We start from the raw sequence: 20,327 nt of genomic DNA, 5'->3' as shown, positions 1-20,327 counted from the left end.
GTCGGTGCTGAGGTCAGGAACCGAATTCGTCGCCGGCGGCCTCGGCCTGCTTGAGCCACACCTGCTGTGACTCGAGCTTCGCGGTGAGGTCCTTGACCTTCTTGTCGTTGCCGGACGCGGTCGCCTTGGCGAGGTCGGCCTTGATCGTCTCGATCGATGAGCGGAGCTGCGTCACCATGGAGTTGGCACGAGCGGCCACTTCGGGGTTGGACGACTTCCACTTCTTCTCGTCCTGCTCGCGGACGGCGGTCTCGATGCGGCGGATCGCCTTCTCTGTGCGGTCGATGTCGGCGCGTGGGACCTTGCCAGCGGCGTCCCACTTGTCCTGGACGGTGCGCAACTGCGCCTTGGCCTTCTCGAGGTCGGTGACGGGCAGGATCTGCTCGGCCTCCTTGAGCAGCTCTTCCTTGACTGCGAGGTTGGCCCGGAACTCTTCTTCTTCAGCGGCGGACACTTCGTCCTTGGCGTTGAAGAACGCGTCCTGTGCCGTCTTGAAGCGCTCCCAGAGAGCATCGTCCTCGGTGCGTGATGCCCGGCCGGACTGACGCCACTGGTCCATGAGGTTCTTGAAGGCGCGGGCGGTCGGGCCCCAGTCCTTGCTCGTGGCGAGGGCTTCGGCCTCCAGCACGAGGCCCTCCTTGGCGCCCTTGGCCTCTGCGCGGGTCGAGTCGAGCTGGGCGAAGTAGGTGCGACGGCCCTTGTCGAAGTGGTTGCGCGCGTGGCTGAAGCGCTGCCACAGGGCATTCTCGGTCGGCTTGTCGAGCTTGGTGCCGGAACGCTGGTGCTGCTTCCACGTGTCGAGAAGCGCGCGCATCCGCTCGCCGCTCTGCTTCCACTGGGTCTGGTCGGGGTGCTGTCCAGCGATCGACTCGGCCTCGGCCACGATGGCCTCACGCTCGACCGTGGCCGCTGCGCGCGCCTCGGCGCGTGCCGCCTGCTCGGTCTCGCGCTTGGCGGCAATGCCGGTCTCGATCGACGCGACGGTGGCGTCGAGCGCAGCGAGGTCCCCGACGACGTGGGCTTCGGCGATGTGGTCCTTGAGAGTGCTCAGCCCGTCTGCGACCTCTTTGGCCGGGACGTCAGGGTTGGCCAGTCGATGGACGAGGAGGTCGGCGGAGGCCGCGAGCTCGTCGTACTTGCGGGCGAAGTACTGAAGGGCGTCTTCGGGGGTCGCGCCCGGATAGGAGCCGACCTCGCGCTCCTCCTCTCCGACCTTGACGAACACGTGGCCCTCGTCATCGACCCGGCCGAACCGAGCCGAATCGGAGTGCTCGTGGATGACGGGTGCCACCACGGGTGGCGTGGGGCGGGCTGCCATCTTCGACGCGAGTGCCGCGGGAGAGGGGACGGCCGGCCTGGGCGCCGCAGGAGCGGGAGTCGCTGCTGGAGTGGGCGTCTCCTCGACAGCGCGAGTTTCGTCGGTGGCAGCGGGGGCCTCTTGCGGTGCAGGAGCGGCCGCTTCTTCAACAGCCGGAGCCTCCTCCGCTGCCGAAGTCTCCTCAACAGCCGGAGCCTCTTCGACTGCCGGGGCCTCCTCAACAGCCGGAGCCTCTTCGACTGCCGGGGCCTCCTCAACAGCCGGAGCCTCTTCGACTGCCGGGGCCTCCTCAACAGCCGGAGCCTCTTCGACTGCCGGGGCCTCCTCAACAGCCGGAGCCTCCTGCGCTGCGGGCGCGTCTTCGGTCACGGCGCTCCCCTCGACTGCGGGAGTTTCGTCGGGGGCGGCGCCTTCTGAGACAGCAATCTCCTCTGACGCCGAAGTCTCCTCGACAGCAGGAGCCTCCTCGGTTGCCGGCGGCGGGGTCTCGGCCTGGACCTCCACGGTCTCGTCCGCGGGGGTGGTGCTCGTCGTCTCGTCGCTCACGGCTATGCCTTCTTTTCAGTCACTGCAACCCGAAGGATGCTGATGGGCGCCTTGGGGGCACCGATGGTCTCCGACTCGCCGCCGGGCTGAACGCCCGCTGCGGCGACCTTGTCGACGATATCCAAACCCTTGGTCACCGTGCCGAAGATCGAGTATCCATTCGCGTCCGGGAGGCTCGTGTCCCCGTTGATGATGAAGAACTGGCCACCGTTCCCGGCCTTGGGGTCCTTGGTGCGCGCCATCGCGAGCTGCCCGCGGGCGTATTTGCCGTCCTTGGGCGCGTTCTCCACTCCGAAGCCGTAGCCGGGCGTGCCATCGCCGGCACCGGTCGGGTCGCCACACTGAAGGAGTTTGAACCCGTCGCCGACACCGAGTCGGTGGCAAGGGGAGTTGAGCCAGTAGTCCGCACGAGCCAGCTGGATGAACGACGCGACGGCCTGGGGCGCCTTGGCTCCGTCGAGGTCGACGACGATGTCACCGCAGTTCGTCGTCAGCGTGGCCGTCCACGTCGCGCCCTTGGCCGTGGCCTTGTTGGGCAGCTCGAGCTTGGCTGACGTGCCCAAGGGCTGGGGCGGCTGGTCGCAGCCAGCGGCGGTCTGTTGGGGCCTGGCGGGCTCCTCGGGCTTGAGCGCCAGAGCCAACCCACCCACGAGCGCCACGATGATCGCCACGGTTGCGACGATGGCGGCAACGCGCTTGTTGCGCCCTCGCCTTTCGTCGCGAGCGGCAAGGTTTGCCTGCTGCTTCTCCCACCGTCGTCGTGCGCGGTCGCGTTCCTGCTTCTTGGTCACCCGGGTGAGTCTAGGGACGGCGTATGCCGTGTGCTCACCCGACTAGGGTTGGGCCGCGTGTTGACCATCGCCTTCCCAGCCGCAGCCTTCGGGACCAACTGCTATGTCCTCGCCGCTGGCGAGGGCGAGGAGTGCCTCGTCGTCGACCCGGGGATCGGGATCGAGGAGACGCTGCGAGAGGTCCTCACGCAGCACCGCCTCAAGCCGGCCGCGGTCCTGCTCACGCACGGGCACATCGACCACGTCTTCTCGGTGACGCCGGTCTGCGGAGCCGACACGGCGGCATACATCCACTCGGACGACCGCTATCGCCTCGTCGACCCGATCGGTGGGTTGGACCAGGGACTGATCGGGATGCTCGAGCAGCAGTTCGGTCGCAAGGCGACCTGGACCGAGCCGAGCAAGGTCGTCGAGGTGACCGACCGTGAGTCGCTGACCCTTGCCGGGCTGGATCTCGAGGTGCTGCACGCACCGGGCCACACCGAGGGCTCGGTCATGTTCGGCTTCGCCGAGCTGCCCGAGGGGGTTCGTGCACCGGAGGAACTCGACCGCACGATGATCACGGGCGACGTCCTCTTCGCCGGTTCCATCGGGCGCACTGACCTGCCCGGGGGAGACGGCGCTGCGATGGAACGTTCATTGCGCGACGTCGTCCTGCCCCTGCCCGACTCGACCCTGGTGCTCCCGGGCCACGGATCGGCCACCTCCATGCGTCGTGAGCGGAGCACCAACCCCTACCTGCAAGGATTGAACGCGTGAAGGTCACCAAGCTCAGCGGCTTCCCCGAATACCTGCCAGCCGAACGCGTCGTGGAGCAATACTTCCTTGATGTCATCCGCGAGACGTTCGAGCTGCACGGTTTCACCTCGCTCGAGACGCGCGCCGTCGAGCCGGTCGACCGTCTCGTGGGCAAGGGCGGCGACGCCGACAAGGAGATCTATGCCGTGTCACGCCTCGCCGACCGCGGCGAAGCATCTGGCAAGGAACCCGAGTTGGGCTTGCACTTCGACCTCACCGTGCCCTTCGCGAGGTTCGTCCTCGAGAACGCCGGCAAGCTGACCTTCCCCTACCGCCGCTACCAGATCCAGAAGGTGTGGAGGGGCGAGCGACCCCAAGAGGGCCGCTACCGCGAATTCACCCAGGCCGACATCGACGTCGTCGACGTCGGCGAACTCAGCTCTCACTTCGAGGCGGAGATGCCTCTGGTCATTGCAGAGGTCTTCAGCAAGCTGCCCGTGGGTCGGATGACGATCCAGGTCAACAACCGCAAGATCCCTGAGGGTTTCTATCGCGGCGTGGGCATTGACGACGTCGCTGGCACGCTGCGCATCGTCGACAAGCTCGACAAGATCGGCCCCGCCAAGGTCAAGACCCTGCTCGTCGAGGCGGGGCGCACGGAGGAGCAGGCCGACCAGTGCCTGGCCCTGGCGGCCATCCGCACCGAGGACCTGTCGTTCGTCGACCGGGTCCGCGAGCTCGGAGTGCAGCACCCAACGCTCGACGAGGGCCTCGAGGCCCTGTCTGCCGTCATCCAGAGCGGCCTCGACAACGCGCCCGGCGCGATGGTCGCGGACCTCAAGATCGCCCGTGGCCTCGACTACTACACCGGCACGGTCTATGAGACCCAGCTCGATGGCTACGAGTCGTGGGGCTCCTTCTGCTCGGGCGGTCGCTACGACGCCCTTGCGAGCGACGGCAGGACGACCTATCCCGGGGTCGGGATCTCCATCGGCGTCTCCCGGCTCCTCGGACTCCTCATCGGCAAGGGCCTTGTCACCGCCTCCCGCGCCACCCCGGCAGCCGTCCTGGTCGCCGTCGTCGAGGAGGCATCAAGACGCGACTCTGCAGCGGTCGCCAAGGCGCTGCGCGCCCGGGGAATCCCGTGTGAAGTCGCCCCGACCGCCGCGAAGTTCGGAAAGCAGATCCGGTATGCCGACCGGCGCGGCATACCTTTTGTCTGGTTCCCCGGTAGTGGCGACGTCGCGCACCAGGTCAAGGACATCCGCTCCGGCGAGCAGGTCGACGCCGGTCCCGCCTCGTGGGCGCCGCCCGCCGAGGACCTCAGGCCGGTCGTGGTGGCCGCAGACCAGAGTCCTTGAGCTCGAGCAGGGCCAGTGCCCTGATCGTGTCCCGGTCACCTCGGCGCCATGCACCACTCGGGTCGGACGACACCTTGGCCAGCGCAGCCATCGGTTGATTGGCCATCGCGCGTAGTGCGAACAGATCGAGGTCGTCGTCGGCGTCGATGAACCGCTGCGCCGCCGACGCCCGACGGACGAACCGACCACGGGCCAGCGCCCACCAGATCGCGACGATGAGGATCGGCACCAGAGCCGTTGTCCATCCGATGAGGAGGGCAAGGCGCTCCACGGCCCTGATCAGGTCGGTGCCCGCCTTCTCGATGTCGGTGCCCGCGCCGGCGGCCGACCGGAACGGACCGGCGATGCGGTCATCCAGCAGCGGCAGGTCGTCCACGCCATCGCCGGCGGCCGTGAGCTTCTCGCGGAAGCCGGCACCTGCTCCCTGGAGCTGACGACCCGGCTCGGCCAGCGCCATCGTCACGTCGTGGACACGGCGACCCACCCATGCCCACAGGGCTATCCAGGCCAGGAGCCCGAGGTCGGCAAGGATCTGGACGAGTCGACGTCCGGGCAGGTCCGCATAGATCTTCACGGGTCCTAGACTCGCATCGCGGCACACCCACCGCAGCCTTAGGACAAAGGAGTCAGCAGGTGCGCATCGGTATCCCCAGCGAGGTCAAGAACAACGAGTTCCGCGTCGGCATCACGCCGGTGGGGGTGCACGAGCTCGTCAAACACGGTCATGAGGTGCACGTCCAGAAGGGCGCAGGCCTCGGATCGTCGATCACCGACGACGAATACGTCTCGCAGGGTGCTCGGATCGTCGACACCGCAGACGACGTCTGGGCCGAGGCTGAGATGGTCATGAAGGTCAAGGAGCCGGTCGAGCAGGAGTACCACCGACTGCGCGAGGACCTCACCCTCTTCACCTATCTTCACCTCGCTGCCGAGGAGCAGCTGACCCGTGAGCTGGTCAAGGCGAAGACGACGGCCATCGCCTACGAGACGGTGCGCCTGCCCAATGGCCTTCTCCCGCTGCTCTATCCGATGTCCGAGGTCGCCGGCTGCCTCGCGCCCCAGGTCGGAGCGCACTCACTCATGAAGGCCCACGGTGGACGCGGTGTCCTCATGGGCGGAGTCGGCGGCGTCGCCAGCGCCAAGGTCGTTGTCCTCGGTGGGGGAGTGGCGGGGCAGAACGCCGCCAACATCGCACTCGGCATGGGAGCCGACGTCACCATCCTCGACACCGACCTCGACAAGCTGCGCATGGTGTTCTGGCGCTGGCAGAACCGGATCAAGCAGCTCGCCAGCTCAACGCTAGCTGTGCAGCAGCAGATCCTCGACGCTGACATGGTCATCGGCTCGGTCCTCATCCCGGGAGCCAAGGCACCCAAGCTCGTCACCAACGACATGGTGGCCCAGATGAAGCCGGGCTCGGTTCTCGTTGACATTGCGGTCGATCAGGGAGGCTGCTTCGAGGACACCCGACCGACGACGCACGCCGATCCGACCTTCCAGGTTCACGAGTCGATCTTCTATTGCGTCGCCAACATGCCCGGTGCCGTGCCGAACACGTCGACGTGGGCGCTGACCAACGCCACCCTTCCGTATGCCGTGCGCCTCGCCAACAAGGGCTGGCAGCAGGCGTTGCGCGACGATCACGCCTTGGCCGAGGGCCTCAACACCCACGCTGGCGAGATCGTCTATGGCCCGGTCGCCAGCGCGCATGGACTCGAGCACCGCGAGCTCGCCGAGGTGCTCGCCTGAGCGAGCACCAGACCCACAGCGTCCGGCAACCCGGCGGCATACCCGCCGAGTTGCCGGACGCAAGGGTTCGCAATGCCGTCGACCGCGCGGTTCGGTCGTGGCTGACCCACCTCGACGTCGAGCGAGGTCTGTCGGTCAACACGCTCAAGGCCTACCGGCGCGATCTGGGCCGCTGGACGGCATACCTCGCCGTCATCGGTGTCGATGACCCCGCGAAGGTGAGCGAGAAGCACGTCAGTGAGTTCCTGGCGCGTCTGCGCGAGGGCGATGCGGACCACCCGGCCCTGGCGGCGAACTCTGCTGCCCGCACGTTGGTCTCGGTCCGCGGTCTGCACAAGTTCCTCGCCCTGGAAGGTGACCTCGACGCGGACCCCGCCGCGGCCGTCAGCCCCCCACCTCCACCGTCACGGCTGCCCAAGGCGATCAGCGTTCACGACGTGGAACGGCTGCTCAATGCCGCGGCAATGGGGGACACCCCTGCGTCACTGCGCGACAAGGCGTTGCTGGAGCTGCTCTATGGCACGGGCGCCCGGATCTCCGAGGCCGTCGGACTCGACATCGACGACGTCGAGATGGATGCGGGGATCGTGCGGCTCGAGGGCAAGGGCGGGAAGCAGCGGCTGGTGCCCCTGGGGTCGTACGCCAAAGAGGCGCTCACGGCATACCTCGTCCGTGGTCGTGGCACGTTTTCGACCAAGGGCAAAGGGACGCCCGCGATCTTCCTCAACCAACGCGGGTCGCGCCTTTCACGTCAGAGCGCCTGGTCGATCCTGCGAGCGGCAGCCACGCGCGCCGATCTCAGCGGTCATCTGTCGCCACACACCCTGCGGCACTCGTTCGCGACCCACCTGCTCGAGGGTGGGGCGGACGTGCGCGTCGTCCAAGAGCTGCTCGGTCACGCCTCCGTGACGACGACGCAGGTCTACACGCTCGTCACCGTGCAGCAATTGCGCGAGGTCTACGCACAAAGCCATCCTCGTGCGCGCTGATAGTGTCGTGCCGATCAGCGGGACGCTGACCGCCTGCACGCCAGTTCCAGGAGAGAGATGGATTCGTCGAACATCGAGGCCGTGGTGAACCCTGTGTCTGACACCGACACAGCGGATAAGCCCACTGAAAGCACTGACACCGCGGGCCGACACGGACACCTACCCGGAACCGAGGACGCTGGCCGTGGCCAGATGGGCCCCACCGGGCGCCCGATGCCCGTCTTCCCCGAACCGCCGCCGCTCGCCAGCCATGGGCCGGCGCGCGTCATCGCCATGTGCAACCAGAAGGGTGGCGTCGGCAAGACGACGACGACCATCAACCTCGGAGCGACTCTGGCCGAATACGGCCGCCGGGTCCTGCTCGTCGACTTCGACCCGCAGGGTGCCCTGTCCGTCGGTCTCGGCATCCCCGCCCACCAGCTCGACGTCACCGTCTACAACCTGCTCACCGAGCGGGGCCACGACGTGCGCGACGTCATCGTCAAGACCAAGGTCGAGAACCTCGACGTCATCCCGGCCAACATCGACCTGTCGGCCGCCGAGGTCCAGCTCGTCGGCGAGGTCGCCCGCGAGCAGATCCTGGCCCGGGTGCTGCGTCCCATCCTGGACGACTACGACGTCATCCTCATCGACTGCCAGCCCTCGCTCGGCCTGCTCACGGTCAACGCGCTCACGGCGGCACACGGGGTCCTCATCCCGCTGGAGTGCGAGTTCTTCGCCATGCGCGGCGTGGCCCTGCTCGTCGAGACGATCGAGAAGATCTGTGATCGGCTCAACCCCCGCCTCGAGGTCGACGGCATCCTCGCGACGATGTATGACAGCCGCACCCTCCACTCCAAGGAGGTCGTGGCCAGCGTCGTCGAGCACTTTGACGACCGGGTCTTCCACACGGTCATCAGCCGCACCGTGAAGTTCCCCGACGCATCGCTTGCCGCCGAGCCGATCACGACCTACGACAGCACCCACAAGGGTGCTGCCGCCTACCGCCAGCTGGCCAGAGAGCTCATCGCCCGTGGCGGAGCAGCCTGACGCCATGACCGAGGCCCCCGGCGGAGTCATCACCCGACGGGCAGCCACGACGGCCTTCGAGGTTCATCTCGACGTCTTCTCAGGGCCGTTCGACCTCCTCCTCGGTCTCATCTCCAAGCACAAGCTGGACATCACCGAGATCGCGCTGTCCAAGGTCACCGACGAATTCATCTCGCACATCAAGGCCGAGCAGGCCAAGGGTGGCGACGTCTGGGACCTGTCGCAGGCATCGGAGTTCCTCCTCGTTGCTGCGACCCTTCTCGACATCAAGGCTGCCCGGCTCCTGCCACAGACCGGACCCGAGGACGAGGAGGACCTCGCCCTCATCGAGGCGCGAGACCTGCTCTTTGCGCGTCTGCTCCAGTACCGCGCGTTCAAGGACATCGCCCGCACCTTCGACGAGCGGATGACCACGGCGGGGCGGATGACGCCGCGCCAGGCCGGAATCGAGCCGCAGTTCGCGCAACTGCTGCCGGAGCTGATCATGACGATCACCCCGGACCAGCTCGCCATGATCGCAGCCCACGCCCTGACCCCCAAGGTCCCCGACGTCGTTGGCCTGGGGCACCTGCACGCGCCCGCGGTCAGCGTGCGTGAGCAGGCGACGATCATCGGTGAGCGGTTGCGCCGCGAAGGAGTGTCGTCGTTCCGCAGCCTGGTGCGCGACGCCGAGAACACCCTCGTCATCGTCGCTCGCTTCCTCGCCCTGCTCGAGCTCTTCCGGGAGTCGTCCATCACCTTCGAGCAGGCCGAGGCCCTGGGTGAGCTGACCGTCCGCTGGACTGGGACGATGGAGGGCGACATCGAGGTCACCGACGAGTTCGACGACCCCGAAACCCAGACCGACGAAGCGTCGCCGACCCAGGGTGCGTTGCCCGTCGTGGCGGCACCCGAGGACGCAGCTCCATCCACAGATCAGCGAGAGGCTGACCATGAGTGACACCCCCGTGAGGGAGATCGCGGATCTTGTCGACCCGGCCCAGAGCGTCGACGAGACCACCGACGAGGGCATCGTCGAGGAAGTACCCCAGGACCAGCTGGCGTTCGACGTCAATGACTTCCCGGGCGGCCTCAAGAGCGCCATCGAGGCCGTCCTCATGGTCGTCGACGAGCCCGTGACCGAGCTTGAACTCGCCTCCGTCCTCGAGATCCCCGTTCCCGACGTCGAGACCGCTCTGGCCGAGCTCGAAGAAGGGTATGCCGCGCAGCAGCGGGGGTTCACCCTCCGGCAGGTGGGTGGTGGGTGGCGGATCTACAGTCGTTCCGACTACGCCGCCGTCGTCAGCAAGTTCATCCTTGCGGGTCAACAGGCCAAGCTGACCCAGGCTTCGCTCGAGACACTCGCCGTCATCGCCTACCGCCAGCCGGTGTCGCGCTCTCGCGTGTCAGCAGTGCGCGGTGTCAACGTCGACGGTGTCATCCGCACCCTCCTCACCCGAGGTCTGATCGAGGAGGTCGGCACTGACGAGGAGTCGACGGCCACCTTCTATGGCACGACTTCCTATTTCCTCGAGCGGCTCGGACTGCAGACGCTCGATGACCTACCCGCCCTAGCCCCCTACCTTCCGGAGGTCGACATGCTCGACGAAATTGCAGAAAGCGGTCGGGCATGACCCCGCCGCAAAGCCGACGCGGCGGACCCGCGAAAAAGCATGGCAGTGGCAGTGGTGGCCGAGGTTCCGCCTCCGGTGGTCGCGCAGGCGGCCCTCCCGCAGGTGGCGGACGTCCCCGGGGTGTCGGCACGACGAAGAAGAGCCAGCCCACGGGCCTGCCCGACCGGCCCAAGGTGCCCAAGATCGACGTCCACGACCCTGACGGCATACGCCTCCAAAAGCTCCTCGCCTCGGCGGGAGTGGGGTCGCGTCGCGTGTGTGAGCAGATGATCACGGATGGACGCGTCGAGGTCGACGGACAGATCGTCACCGAGCTCGGTGTCCGCATCAACTCCGAACAGGTCGTCCACGTGGACGGTGTGCGGGTGACGCTCGACGAATCGCGGGTCTACCTCGCGTTCAACAAGCCGCTCAACGTCGTCACGTCGATGAACGACGACCTCGGTCGCATCGACATCGGTGACTACTTCGGTGACCGCAAGGAGCGGCTCTTCCACGTCGGGCGCCTCGACTCCGACACCGAGGGTTTGCTCCTCCTCACCAATGACGGTGACCTCGCCCACCGGTTGCAGCACCCCAAGTACGGCGTCCTCAAGACCTACCTCGCCCAGATCCGAGGGCCGGTCCCGCGCGACCTCGGCAAGAAGCTGCGCGAGGGCATCGAACTCGAGGACGGTCCGGTCAAGGTCGACTCGTTCCGCGTCGTCGACAGCCAGCCGGGCAAGGCCATCGTCGAGGTGATCCTCCACGAGGGCCGCAAGCACATCGTGCGACGCATGCTGGCCGAGGCCGGGCATCCGGTGCTCTCTCTCGTGCGCACCCAGATCGGACCGATCCGTCTCGGCGACACCAAGCCGGGCAAGTTCCGTCGCCTCACCAAGGGTGAGGTCGGAGACCTCCACACCGCGGCGGGGATGTGACCCAGAGCCCGGTCCTGGCACGAGTGCACATTGTCGGCACGGGGCTCATCGGGACGAGTCTCGGACTCGCGCTGACGCACGCCGGTCGCGACGTGACGCTCGAAGACCTCTCGAGCACCAACGCGGCCCTGGCCCGCGACCTCGGCGCGGGGGAGACGTCCACGGACGTCGACCCCGACCTCGTCGTCGTCGCCACCCCTCCCGATGTGACGGCGTCGTGCGTGGCCTCCGCACTGGAGCGTTGGCCACGCGCCGTTGTCACCGATGTGGCCTCGGTCAAGGGAGCCGTGATCGACGGACTGCGTTCTCGTGGAGCCGATCTCACGCGTTTCTGTGGCTCACACCCCATGGCTGGTCGCGAGCGAAGTGGGGCTGTCGCAGGTCGTCAGGACCTCTTCCACGGGCGAGCCTGGGTGCTCACACCGACTGCGGAGACGCGCGACTCGGCCCGCCAGATGGTTGCTGACGTCGCACGGTCGGTCGGCGCCGAGGTCCGCACGCTCGAGCCGGCCGAGCACGACGCGGCGGTCGCCTCGGTGTCGCACGTGCCTCAGCTCATGGCAAGCCTCGTGGCGGCCCGCCTCGAGCACCTCGCAGAGTCGTCGGTTGCCCTCTCCGGGCAGGGGATTCGCGACGTGACCCGGATCGCCGCGAGCGATCCTCACCTATGGACCCAGATCCTCTCGGGCAATGCCCCCGCCGTCCGCGACGTCCTCGCCTCGCTCGCCACCGACCTAGGCGGGGTCATCGGTGCCCTCGACGCGCTCGGTGCCGACGACGACGCCCCCGGCGCCCGCGGCACCCTCGCCCGGGCCATCGCGGCAGGCAACGCTGGCCACGCACGCATCCCCGGCAAGCACGGAGCGGCGCCCACGGCATACACGACTGTCCGGGTCCTCATCCCTGACGAGCCGGGGCAGCTCGGACGCCTCTTCGCCGACATCGGCGAGACCGGAACCAACATCGAGGAGTTCCACCTCGACCACGGTCTCGGACAGGCCTTCGGGCTCGCCGAGATCGATGTCGTCCCCGGCGCAGCAGCGGCCCTTGCCGACGGTCTTGAGGAGCGCGGCTGGCGGCTGCACGGCTGAGAACGGTCCCCGGTCGCGTTCCTGGGTTCGGCGGTCATGGCACTGGCCCGGGCGATCGGGTCGCCCGGCAACGCCTAGGCTGACCGCCATGTCGCGCGACCAGACCCCCCTCACCATTGCCATTGACGGACCCTCCGGTTCGGGCAAGTCGAGTGTCTCCAAGGCGGTGGCCGACCGGCTCGGCGTCGGATATCTCGACACCGGTGCGATGTATCGCGCACTCACGTGGTGGTGCCTTGACCAGGGCGTCGAGCTCACCGACGAGGCCGCCGTCGTGATCGCTGCGCAGGCCCTCCCGCTCGAGCTTGCGACAGATCCGCAGGACCAACGCGTCCTCGTCGGCGGCACCGACGTCACTGCCGACATCCGGACCACGGCCATCAGCTCTGAGGTCTCCAAGGTCGCCACCAACACGGGGGTGCGCCCGATCCTGCAGCAGGCGCAGCGTGACCGTATGACCGCCATCGCCGCCGAGACCGGTGGGGTCGTCGCCGAGGGCCGCGACATCACGACCGTCGTCGCTCCCGATGCATTGGTCCGCATCCTGCTCACCGCGAGCGAGGACGCGCGCTTGCGCCGTCGCTCTGCCGAAGTTCATGGCAACGCCGATGAGGAAGCCATCGCAGCCACCCGTGACCAGGTGCTGCGTCGCGACCGGGACGACTCCGCCGTCTCACAGTTCACGGTCGCGGCCGACGGGGTCGTCACCGTCGACACGTCCGACCTCGACTTCGACGAGAGCGTCGAGGCCGTCCTCGCCGTCGTGGCCTCAGTTGCCGGTCACACCCAGTCCGACACGCGGTGACCGGGTCGCCACCTCCGCCGTGGCGGGCGACCGTGGGTCGTCAGGTCGGGCGTGCGTTGGTGCGTTCGCTGTATGCCGCCGAGGCTCACGGAGTCGGGCGGGTTCCCCTCTCCGGGCCGGTCATCCTCGCGGCCAACCACACCGGCTACCTCGACGGTGCCGTCGTCTTCGGACTGGCACCACGGCCCGCGCACTTCCTCGTCCTCGCGGCGACGTTCGAGCGACGTATCGGTCCGTTGCTGCACCTCACCGGCCAGATCCCGCTCGAGCAGGGCGCCGATGCCCGCCGAGCCCTGACCGCGGCACTCCTGGTGCTCCAGCGTGGGGGAGCGGTGGGAATCTTCCCCGAGGGTGCGCGCGGACGCGGTGACCTCGAGAAGGCGGAGAAGGGTGTGGCGTGGCTCGCCCTGCAGGGCGACGCCCCTGTCGTGCCCGTCGCCTGTCTCGGAACCCGGGGCACCGGTGACTTGGCGTCCTCGTGGCCGAGGGTGCGCAGCCGCCTCGTGGTCGACTTCGGTGAGCCGATCGCGGTGACGCGCGCGCGGGTCCCACGCTCTGCGTGGGCCGGCATACCCGGTCGGGTTCGCTTGGAACGGGCAGCCGAGGGGATCCGCGCTGCGCTGGCCGACCATGTCGCTGCCGCGAGCTTGCGACACGGCATCGAGCTCCCCACGGATGTGCCTCCGGACCTCTGGGACTGAGCATCCGGTGATCTGAGGGAGAATGGACCTCATGAACACCCCCGAGACTGACGAGACCGTGACCGACGACGGGTCGCTGGACGAGTCCGTCACGCATGCTCTGCGTGCTGGCCTGGAAGACTTCGAGCTCAGCGAGGAGGACCTCGCGCTCGTCGACCGTGGCGACGGAGCCGTGGCTGACGACGCCTTCGAGGGCGCTGTCCCTGTCGTCGCCGTCGTCGGCCGCCCCAACGTCGGCAAGTCGACCCTCGTCAACCGCATCATCGGACGCCGCGAGGCCGTCGTCGAGGACGTGCCGGGTGTGACCCGTGACCGCGTGGCCTATGACGCCGAGTGGACCGGGACGAACTTCACCCTCGTCGACACCGGCGGGTGGGCGGTCGACGCCAAGGGGATTCACCTGCGCGTCGCCGAGCAGGCCGAGATCGCCGTCGAGCTCGCCGACGCCGTCGTCTTCGTCGTGGATGCCGTCGTCGGCGCCACCGATGACGACGCAAACGTCGTCAAGCTGCTCCGCCGCTCCGGCAAGCCCGTCATCCTCGTCGCCAACAAGGTCGACGACCAGCGCACCGAGGCCGACGCTGCCGCACTGTGGAACCTCGGGCTCGGCCAGCCGTGGCCCGTGTCCGCCCTGCACGGCCGCGGGAGTGGTGACGTCCTCGACGCCATCCTCGCCGTGCTGCCCGACAAGTCCGCGGTCAGCGCCTACCAGCGTGGTGGCCCGCGTCGCGTCGCCCTGCTCGGCCGCCCCAACGTGGGCAAGTCGTCGATGCTCAACAAGCTTGCCGGTTCCGAGCGGGTCGTCGTCGACGACGTCGCCGGCACGACCCGTGACCCGGTCGACGAGTTCATCGAGCTCGGCGGCAAGACGTGGCGTTTCGTCGACACCGCCGGCATCCGTCGCCGCGTCCACCAGACGCGTGGCGCCGACTTCTATGCCTCGCTGCGCACCCAGACCGCCCTCGAGAAGGCCGAGGTCGCTGTCGTCCTCGTCGACGCCTCCGAGGCGATCACCGAGCAGGACGTCCGCGTCATCCAGCAGGTCGTCGACTCCGGTCGCGCCCTCGTCATTGCCTACAACAAGTGGGACCTCACCGACGAGGAGCGTCGCCACTTCCTCGAGCGTGAGATCGAGCGCGACCTCGTGCAGATCCCGTGGGCTCCTCGCGCCAACGTGTCGGCGACGACCGGTCGTCACATGGACCGGCTCGTGCCTGCCCTTGAGACCGCACTGGAGTCGTGGGACTACCGCATCCCGACGGGTCGTCTCAACGCGTTCCTCGGCGAGATCGTCGCCGGCCACCCGCACCCCGTGCGCGGCGGCAAGCAGCCCCGCATCCTGTTCGCGACGCAGGCCTCGACCCGCCCGCCGCGGTTCGTGCTCTTCGCCTCAGGCTTCATCGAGGCCGGTTACCGCCGCTTCGTCGAGCGCCGTCTGCGCGAGGAGTTCGGCTTCGAGGGCACACCCATCGAGGTCTCGGTCCGCGTCCGAGAGAAGCGCTCCCGCCGCTGATCGGCTGAGTTCGCTGTGGTCACCGCTTGACCAGTGTCGGGTTGCCCAGCGTTGCATCGATGACCAAGGCCTCACCCAACGGCCGGTCGAGGCGAACGGTGACGTGGCGACTGTGCTGGGCGTCCGGTCCAGAGCACCGATCACCGTGGGGCTCGATCAGGACGGACACAGCATGAGCTGATCGAGCTGCCGAGGCCGTGTAGGTCAGGGGGCAGTCCGGGGACTCACCGGCAAACTCGAGGGTCAGTTCACGCCCATCGTCCGAGGGGACGACAGAGTTCACCGTCTCGGTGACCAGGCTCTCGGGCATCTCCGCCGGCGTGACGGTGTGCGTGGCCGGCACAGCCCACATGACCACCGTCGCGGGGGTGCCCTCCAGAACGAACTCCCACGCCGGGACCACGGCGTCTCCCTGGGGAGTCAGGATGCCAGTTGTCATCAGGGTCGCGCTGGTCACCCGGCGTGGGACGCAGTCGGGGCATGGGTCGAAAAGTTTGCCAGAGGCAGAGCGCAGGGCGGCGAGCGTGTCCGCCGCCGACATCACCGGTACTCCCACCTCGGCGCCGTTCTGCCATCGGACCAACGAGTCTGCGGGTTTGGTAGTTGGAAGGACATTGGGACCGACGGCGAAGCCAGCCTTGAGCGTGGGCACGTAATCGTCGTCAGTTGTCCCACGGACCTGAGGGAGTTGCGGTCCGAGCAGCGTGAGCCTGGGTGGTTGTGCCGCCGCCCATGAGTTCTCGAAGGTACGGAGAGCGTCCCCGAGCGGCCCCGACGGGAGTGACGCAGGCAGAGCCGGATCCCGCTGAGCCTGCGAGCCACGCAGTTGCTGAGCGCCGACGGCGCCGGCGATCAGGAGGACCACGGCAGCGAGGCCCAGGATCAGGCGTTGGCGATGATGTGACTGCGCCCGGCGCGCTGCGTCTGCGGCGAGGCGCTCGGGCACCTCGATGTCCGCGAGGTGTTCGTGGTCCAGAAACAACTGGCGCAACGCAGATTCAAGTTCAGGCGTCGTGGTCATGGTGTCGCCTCCGGATCCAGGGCGGGGTAGTTCTCGCGGAGTGCGGTCAGCGCCCTGCTGGCGTTGGAACGCACCGTGCTCGCGGTGCATCCGAGGGTCGCGGCGATCTGGTCGTCCGAGAGGTCGGAGTAGTAGCGCAGAGCAAGGACGGCTCGTTGTCGTGGCGGAAGCGTGTTCAGCAACTGCCAGGCAGCATCGCGAGCCGAGACGTGAATGGTGGGGTCGGAAAGGGGTGGCGACTCGAGTTCCGCGACGGCAGACTCGCGTCGCTGAGGGCGGCGTCGCCAGGACAGGTGTTCGTTGACGAGGATCTTGCGGGTGTAGGCCTCTGGGTTGCCCGCATCGGCCACGCGTCCCCAGTGTCGGATGACCTTGATGAACGTGGCCTGCAGCAGGTCCTCAGCATCGTGACTGTTGCCGGTGAGCATGACGGCGAGGCGCAGCAGGGTCGGCCCGCGTGATGCGACGAAATCTTCGAACGTGGTCACGTTCACCTCCCTACCCCTAGGACGTCGTGACCTCGGCGATCTGCTGCATCATCGCGTGAACCTGCCTCAACGCCGCAGCCCGGTATCCACGTTGTGGAGCAACTCGGCGGTGCGGTCCCTTCCGCGAGGAGCGTTCGGGTAGCGCTTGAGGACACGGATGACCGACGGGGCGGCTCGCTCTCTCGCGCGCTCGAGTTCTGCGTCACCAGCGCTGCGGTCGTCACCGGCTGCGAGTTCGATTGCGCGTGCGGCACAGGCAGCGGAACCGAGGATGTGCTTCACCTGGGTGGCCTGCGGCAAGGGGTGAAGGTATGCCGCGGCGGCCGCGTGACCGGCTGCCATCGCCGCGGCCGTCGCCGAGGTCGTGTCGGCCCCACGACCGGCCCGGTGGGCATCGGCGGCCACGACGCGCAGCGCGGCGAGACGTTTGCCCCCACCAGCGAAGGCGAGTGCTGCCTCGACGGCAACCCGTGGGCGGGGATCACTGGGATGGACGGACTCGAACAAGTGGAGGACCGGCTCGGCACACGCGGCGGCGAACGCCGCGACCTCACGGAGCTCCTCCAAAGTCAGTGCCATCTCATCGGACTCTGCAGCGGTGTCCACGCGACCACTATGCCTCAGCACTGGAGACGAGAAAGGGCCCTGATCTGTGTGACCAGATCAGGACCCAAAATCGGTCGGGCTGACAGGATTTGAACCTGCGACCCCTTGACCCCCAGTCAAGTGCGCTACCAAGCTGCGCCACAGCCCGTGGCTTGCTCACACGTTGCCGTGCAAGCGAACGAAACCATATCCCATGCGTGTAGTCCCGACCGAATCGGTTCAAGGTCCCACGGATCGCGGCGCAGAGACCGCGAGGTGTGGGACCTTCTGGCGAGCAGACCGGGTCAGAATTCCCCGCGGGTCCGGAGCCTGCGCGGGCGCCCATCGGGGTCGCCGAGGAAGCGCTGAGGGACCTCGATGACCCGACGGGACGCGCGGCCAACGCCAGGCTCAGACACGGGTCGCAGCCGGCCGGGAGGTCGTGGACCAACCTTGCCGGCGTCGTGCCACGACTGCAGAACTGCGGCCGACGCGGCATACGCATCGAAAAGGCCACGCCCAGTCACACAGTCCGCCATCGCAACCTCATGGTCCGCACCAGACAGCGGTCGGTCCAGGTGCTCGGCGGCCAGGCGCAACCGCAATGACCGCGCGTAGGGCGAGTGCTCGAGCCCGGCGTCATCGATGACCAGGGCAGCGAGCTCGGAGTCGTGGGTCCAGGATCGCCGGTTGATGTTGTCCGAGCCGATCGTCGCGTACCAGTCGTCGATGACGATGACCTTGGCGTGGACGTAGACAGGCCACCCCGAGTGATTCTCGATCCCGTATGCCGCGAACCGGCCGGGGGCCGCTGCGGTCAGCTGCTCAAGGGCCTCGAGTCGGCCCTCGCGCTGCATCCGCTCGGCCATACCGTCGAGGTCCGGTCGGTGGGGGAGAACGGCGACCAGGTGGAGGTCGGGATTGGCCGACAGTGCGTCCACGAACGCGGAGGTGATGCTCGAGGACCAGAGGTACTGGTCCTCGACATAGATGAGCTCGCGGGCCTGCGCGATCGCCTTGAGGTGGGCCAGAGCGATGGACCGCTCACCGGCCGGGGCGAACGGGTAGGCCCGCTTGCGGTGCAGGTGCGGATAGGTCCGCAGGATCTGCACGACGTGGGTCCCACCGTCCACCGGCGGCGGCGGTGGTGACTGCGGAGGCAGAAGTGTCGCGTCATCCTTGGCCCGGTCGAACATGTCCCGGATGCGTGAGTGCAGCGCAGGGGACAGGGGGCTCGGGTCGTCCCACCGCTCGCGGAACACTGTCTCGACGTCTGCGACGGCGGGCCCGGTGATGGCGCACTGGACGTCGTGCCACCCCGGGCGGGGTCCGTACGCCGCAGACAGCCCCTGCTGTTGGGCGTCGCCGTAGTGCTCCGAGTCGTCCCGGCGCGAGTGGGCGACGTCGATGCCACCCACGAACGCCACGTCCCGGGTGGGATCATTGCGGTGCCGCACGACGACGAACTTCTGGTGGTGCGCACCACCACGACGGACCCGCATGTCGAGGAGCACCTGGGCGTGCTCGTCGTCCTCGTCGGCGAGTTCCTCGGCCACCTTGCGGTTGTTCTCCGCCGAGAAGTCCATCTGCTCGGTGTGCGATCGCCAGACCAGGGCGCACACCTTGACCCGACGGTTCTCTGCTCGATCGAGGACCGCGATGATGGCGCTGGCCGGGTCGTCGGTGAGGAGCTGGTCGCCGTCGATCCGCCAGCCCGCAAACATGACGACGTCACCTTCGGTTGTGGCTTCCACGACTCGGTGAAGCTCGGCGAAATAGGCGGCACCGTCGACGAGCGGCGTCACCACGTTGCCGGTCGACCAGGCGGTCTCGCCCGGATGCACATCATCGAGCCGGGTCGCGGGATTGTCGCGCTCGGTTGCCGTCAGGAGCCATCGCGTCACGTCGGAGTTCACGAGGTTGATCTCACCATGCGTTCGACGGCTTCGGCGACAATCTCCGGGGAGCTGGCCAAGTTGAACCGCACGAACCCGCGCCCCGCCTCGCCGAACGAGAGACCGGGCGAGAGCGCCACCCGTCCCCGTTCGCGCAGAACCGCGGCCGGGTCGTCGCCCCAGCCAAGGGGCCGACAGTCGAGCCACGCCAGGTAGGTCGCCGCCGGAGCGGCATAGCCGATCTCTGGCAGGCGCTGCGCGAGAAGTCGACCCAGCAACGCCCGGTTCGCATTGATCTCCTCGGTGACCTGCGCGAGCCACGCACGCCCGTCGGTCAACGCCGCCACGGCCGCGATCTGTCCCAGGTGACTGGCGCCGTGAGTGTGGACCTCGTGGAGCGCCACATCGCTGCGTGCGTCGTGGCCGATGACGGCGACTGCCGCCTTGAGGCCAGCGAGGTTCCACGCCTTCGACGCGGACAGAAGACTCACCCCGCGCTCGCCGCCGATCACGGACAGGAACGGAGTGAAGGTCCCGTCGTGGACGATCGGTGAGTGGATCTCGTCGGCGATGACGACGACGTCGTGCCGGTGAGCGATCGCGGCGAGGGTTTCGAGCTCTCCGAGCGAGTGGACGGTGCCGGTCGGATTCTGCGGGTTGCACAGCAGGTATGCCGCCCGTTCGCCTCCTGCGGTCACCTCGCCGAACGTCCGGTCGAGAGCCTCGGGGTCAAGTCGGCCGTGCACGTTCAGGGGCGCATCGACGACCTGTCGACCTGTCATCGCGACGAAGTCGAAGAAGGCGTTGTAGACGGGAGAGGACACGACCACGGGCCCACCGGGGCCGGTGACGGAGCGGACGACTTCGCTGAGCCCGATCATGACGTCCGCAACGGGAGTGACACGTGAGCTGTCGATCGCCCACGACCAGGTCTGGGCGGCATACGCCACTGCCGCATCGACGAAGTCGCGCCCGAGTGGATAGCCCGTGTCACCGCGCCGCAGGGCGGCGCTCACCGCCTCGACGACGGGTTCGCACGGCGCCGCGTCCATCTCGGCGACCCACAGCGGAAGGACGTCGTCGGCATACCACCCCCACTTCACACCGGTGCGACGTGAGCGCCACATTGCGGCATCGCCAGCGAGGATGCGGGAAGTCATGAACCGACTCTAGA

Annotated in this window: 20 protein-coding genes and 1 tRNA gene; 12 read left to right on the top strand and 9 right to left on the bottom strand. The window is 68.0% G+C overall.

Going from position 1 to position 20,327, the window contains the following annotated elements; translation table 11 throughout:
- Positions 1-13 precede the first annotated feature (13 nt).
- Both V6K52_RS10885 and V6K52_RS10880 read right to left on the bottom strand, forming a co-directional pair.
- The gene (locus tag V6K52_RS10885; protein WP_353950137.1) at positions 14-1,864 is read right to left on the bottom strand and encodes a DUF349 domain-containing protein; all 1,851 of its coding nucleotides are present in this window, start codon (positions 1,862-1,864) and stop codon (positions 14-16) included.
- A 2-nt stretch (positions 1,865-1,866) separates the two neighbouring features.
- The gene (locus V6K52_RS10880; RefSeq protein WP_353950136.1) at positions 1,867-2,655 is read right to left on the bottom strand and encodes a peptidylprolyl isomerase; all 789 of its coding nucleotides are present in this window, start codon (positions 2,653-2,655) and stop codon (positions 1,867-1,869) included.
- A 57-nt stretch (positions 2,656-2,712) separates the two neighbouring features.
- Between V6K52_RS10880 and V6K52_RS10875 the strand changes: the two genes are divergently transcribed.
- Together V6K52_RS10875 and hisS are read left to right on the top strand one after the other, a co-directional pair.
- Positions 2,713-3,414 carry an MBL fold metallo-hydrolase gene (locus V6K52_RS10875; RefSeq protein ID WP_353950135.1) on the top strand — a complete coding sequence of 234 codons (702 nt, stop codon included), beginning with the start codon at positions 2,713-2,715 and terminating at the stop codon, positions 3,412-3,414.
- Positions 3,411-4,754, top strand: coding sequence for a histidine--tRNA ligase (gene hisS / locus V6K52_RS10870; protein WP_353950134.1), 1,344 nt, complete (start codon positions 3,411-3,413; stop codon positions 4,752-4,754). The genes V6K52_RS10875 and hisS overlap by 4 nt, the downstream gene beginning before the upstream one ends.
- Here hisS and V6K52_RS10865 read toward each other — a convergent pair.
- The gene (locus tag V6K52_RS10865; protein WP_353950133.1) at positions 4,717-5,328 is read right to left on the bottom strand and encodes a hypothetical protein; all 612 of its coding nucleotides are present in this window, start codon (positions 5,326-5,328) and stop codon (positions 4,717-4,719) included. The genes hisS and V6K52_RS10865 overlap by 38 nt on opposite strands.
- 59 nt (positions 5,329-5,387) lie before the next feature.
- Here V6K52_RS10865 and ald point away from each other — a divergent pair, with 59 nt between their 5' ends.
- From ald to der, 10 genes are all read left to right on the top strand, one after another.
- Positions 5,388-6,503: an alanine dehydrogenase gene (gene ald, locus V6K52_RS10860; RefSeq protein WP_353950132.1), complete on the top strand. Its 1,116-nt coding sequence runs from the start codon at positions 5,388-5,390 to the stop codon at positions 6,501-6,503.
- A gap of 50 nt (positions 6,504-6,553) precedes the next feature.
- Positions 6,554-7,492, top strand: coding sequence for a site-specific tyrosine recombinase XerD (xerD, locus tag V6K52_RS10855; RefSeq protein WP_353950131.1), 939 nt, complete (start codon positions 6,554-6,556; stop codon positions 7,490-7,492).
- A 57-nt stretch (positions 7,493-7,549) separates the two neighbouring features.
- Complete coding sequence (locus V6K52_RS10850; RefSeq protein WP_353950130.1) at positions 7,550-8,521, top strand: AAA family ATPase; 972 nt, start codon at positions 7,550-7,552, stop codon at positions 8,519-8,521.
- A gap of 4 nt (positions 8,522-8,525) precedes the next feature.
- Complete coding sequence (locus V6K52_RS10845) at positions 8,526-9,461, top strand: ScpA family protein (RefSeq protein WP_353950129.1); 936 nt, start codon at positions 8,526-8,528, stop codon at positions 9,459-9,461.
- Positions 9,454-10,134 (top strand): SMC-Scp complex subunit ScpB, encoded by a 681-nt coding sequence (gene scpB / locus V6K52_RS10840; protein ID WP_353950128.1) that lies wholly within the window; start codon positions 9,454-9,456, stop codon positions 10,132-10,134. Before V6K52_RS10845 ends, scpB begins: the two co-directional genes overlap by 8 nt.
- Entirely contained in the window at positions 10,131-11,054 is a 924-nt protein-coding gene (locus V6K52_RS10835; RefSeq protein WP_353950127.1) for a pseudouridine synthase, read from the top strand. Before scpB ends, V6K52_RS10835 begins: the two co-directional genes overlap by 4 nt.
- Entirely contained in the window at positions 11,051-12,145 is a 1,095-nt protein-coding gene (locus V6K52_RS10830; protein ID WP_353950126.1) for a prephenate dehydrogenase, read from the top strand. Before V6K52_RS10835 ends, V6K52_RS10830 begins: the two co-directional genes overlap by 4 nt.
- Positions 12,146-12,233: 88 nt before the next feature.
- Positions 12,234-12,950, top strand: coding sequence for a (d)CMP kinase (gene cmk, locus V6K52_RS10825; RefSeq protein WP_353950125.1), 717 nt, complete (start codon positions 12,234-12,236; stop codon positions 12,948-12,950).
- 32 nt (positions 12,951-12,982) lie between these two features.
- Complete coding sequence (locus V6K52_RS10820) at positions 12,983-13,651, top strand: lysophospholipid acyltransferase family protein (RefSeq protein ID WP_353950124.1); 669 nt, start codon at positions 12,983-12,985, stop codon at positions 13,649-13,651.
- A gap of 22 nt (positions 13,652-13,673) precedes the next feature.
- Positions 13,674-15,164, top strand: coding sequence for a ribosome biogenesis GTPase Der (gene der, locus V6K52_RS10815; RefSeq protein WP_353950123.1), 1,491 nt, complete (start codon positions 13,674-13,676; stop codon positions 15,162-15,164).
- 19 nt (positions 15,165-15,183) lie between these two features.
- On the opposite strand, the gene V6K52_RS10810 is transcribed toward der, so the two are convergent.
- The 6 genes from V6K52_RS10810 to V6K52_RS10785 all read right to left on the bottom strand — a co-directional run bounded on the left by V6K52_RS10810 (position 15,184) and on the right by V6K52_RS10785 (position 20,313).
- Entirely contained in the window at positions 15,184-16,185 is a 1,002-nt protein-coding gene (locus V6K52_RS10810; RefSeq protein ID WP_353950122.1) for a hypothetical protein, read from the bottom strand.
- Positions 16,182-16,673: a SigE family RNA polymerase sigma factor gene (locus V6K52_RS10805; RefSeq protein ID WP_353950121.1), complete on the bottom strand. Its 492-nt coding sequence runs from the start codon at positions 16,671-16,673 to the stop codon at positions 16,182-16,184. The genes V6K52_RS10810 and V6K52_RS10805 overlap by 4 nt, the downstream gene beginning before the upstream one ends.
- Positions 16,674-16,739: 66 nt before the next feature.
- A complete protein-coding gene (locus V6K52_RS10800) occupies positions 16,740-17,279 on the bottom strand; it encodes a putative immunity protein (protein ID WP_353950120.1) in 540 nt (179 codons plus the stop codon).
- 74 nt (positions 17,280-17,353) lie between these two features.
- Positions 17,354-17,427: transfer RNA gene (locus tag V6K52_RS10795), tRNA-Pro, on the bottom strand.
- A gap of 136 nt (positions 17,428-17,563) precedes the next feature.
- The gene (locus V6K52_RS10790; RefSeq protein ID WP_353950119.1) at positions 17,564-19,174 is read right to left on the bottom strand and encodes a phospholipase D-like domain-containing protein; all 1,611 of its coding nucleotides are present in this window, start codon (positions 19,172-19,174) and stop codon (positions 17,564-17,566) included.
- Positions 19,171-20,313, bottom strand: coding sequence for an aminotransferase class I/II-fold pyridoxal phosphate-dependent enzyme (locus V6K52_RS10785; RefSeq protein ID WP_353950118.1), 1,143 nt, complete (start codon positions 20,311-20,313; stop codon positions 19,171-19,173). The genes V6K52_RS10790 and V6K52_RS10785 overlap by 4 nt, the downstream gene beginning before the upstream one ends.
- Between the last annotated feature and the right edge of the window lie 14 nt (positions 20,314-20,327).

Source organism: Knoellia sp. S7-12 (assembly GCF_040518285.1).
Classification (GTDB): domain Bacteria; phylum Actinomycetota; class Actinomycetes; order Actinomycetales; family Dermatophilaceae; genus Knoellia.
Note: the sequence above shows the minus strand (reverse complement) of the source record. Positions and strands in the feature narration are given on the sequence as shown.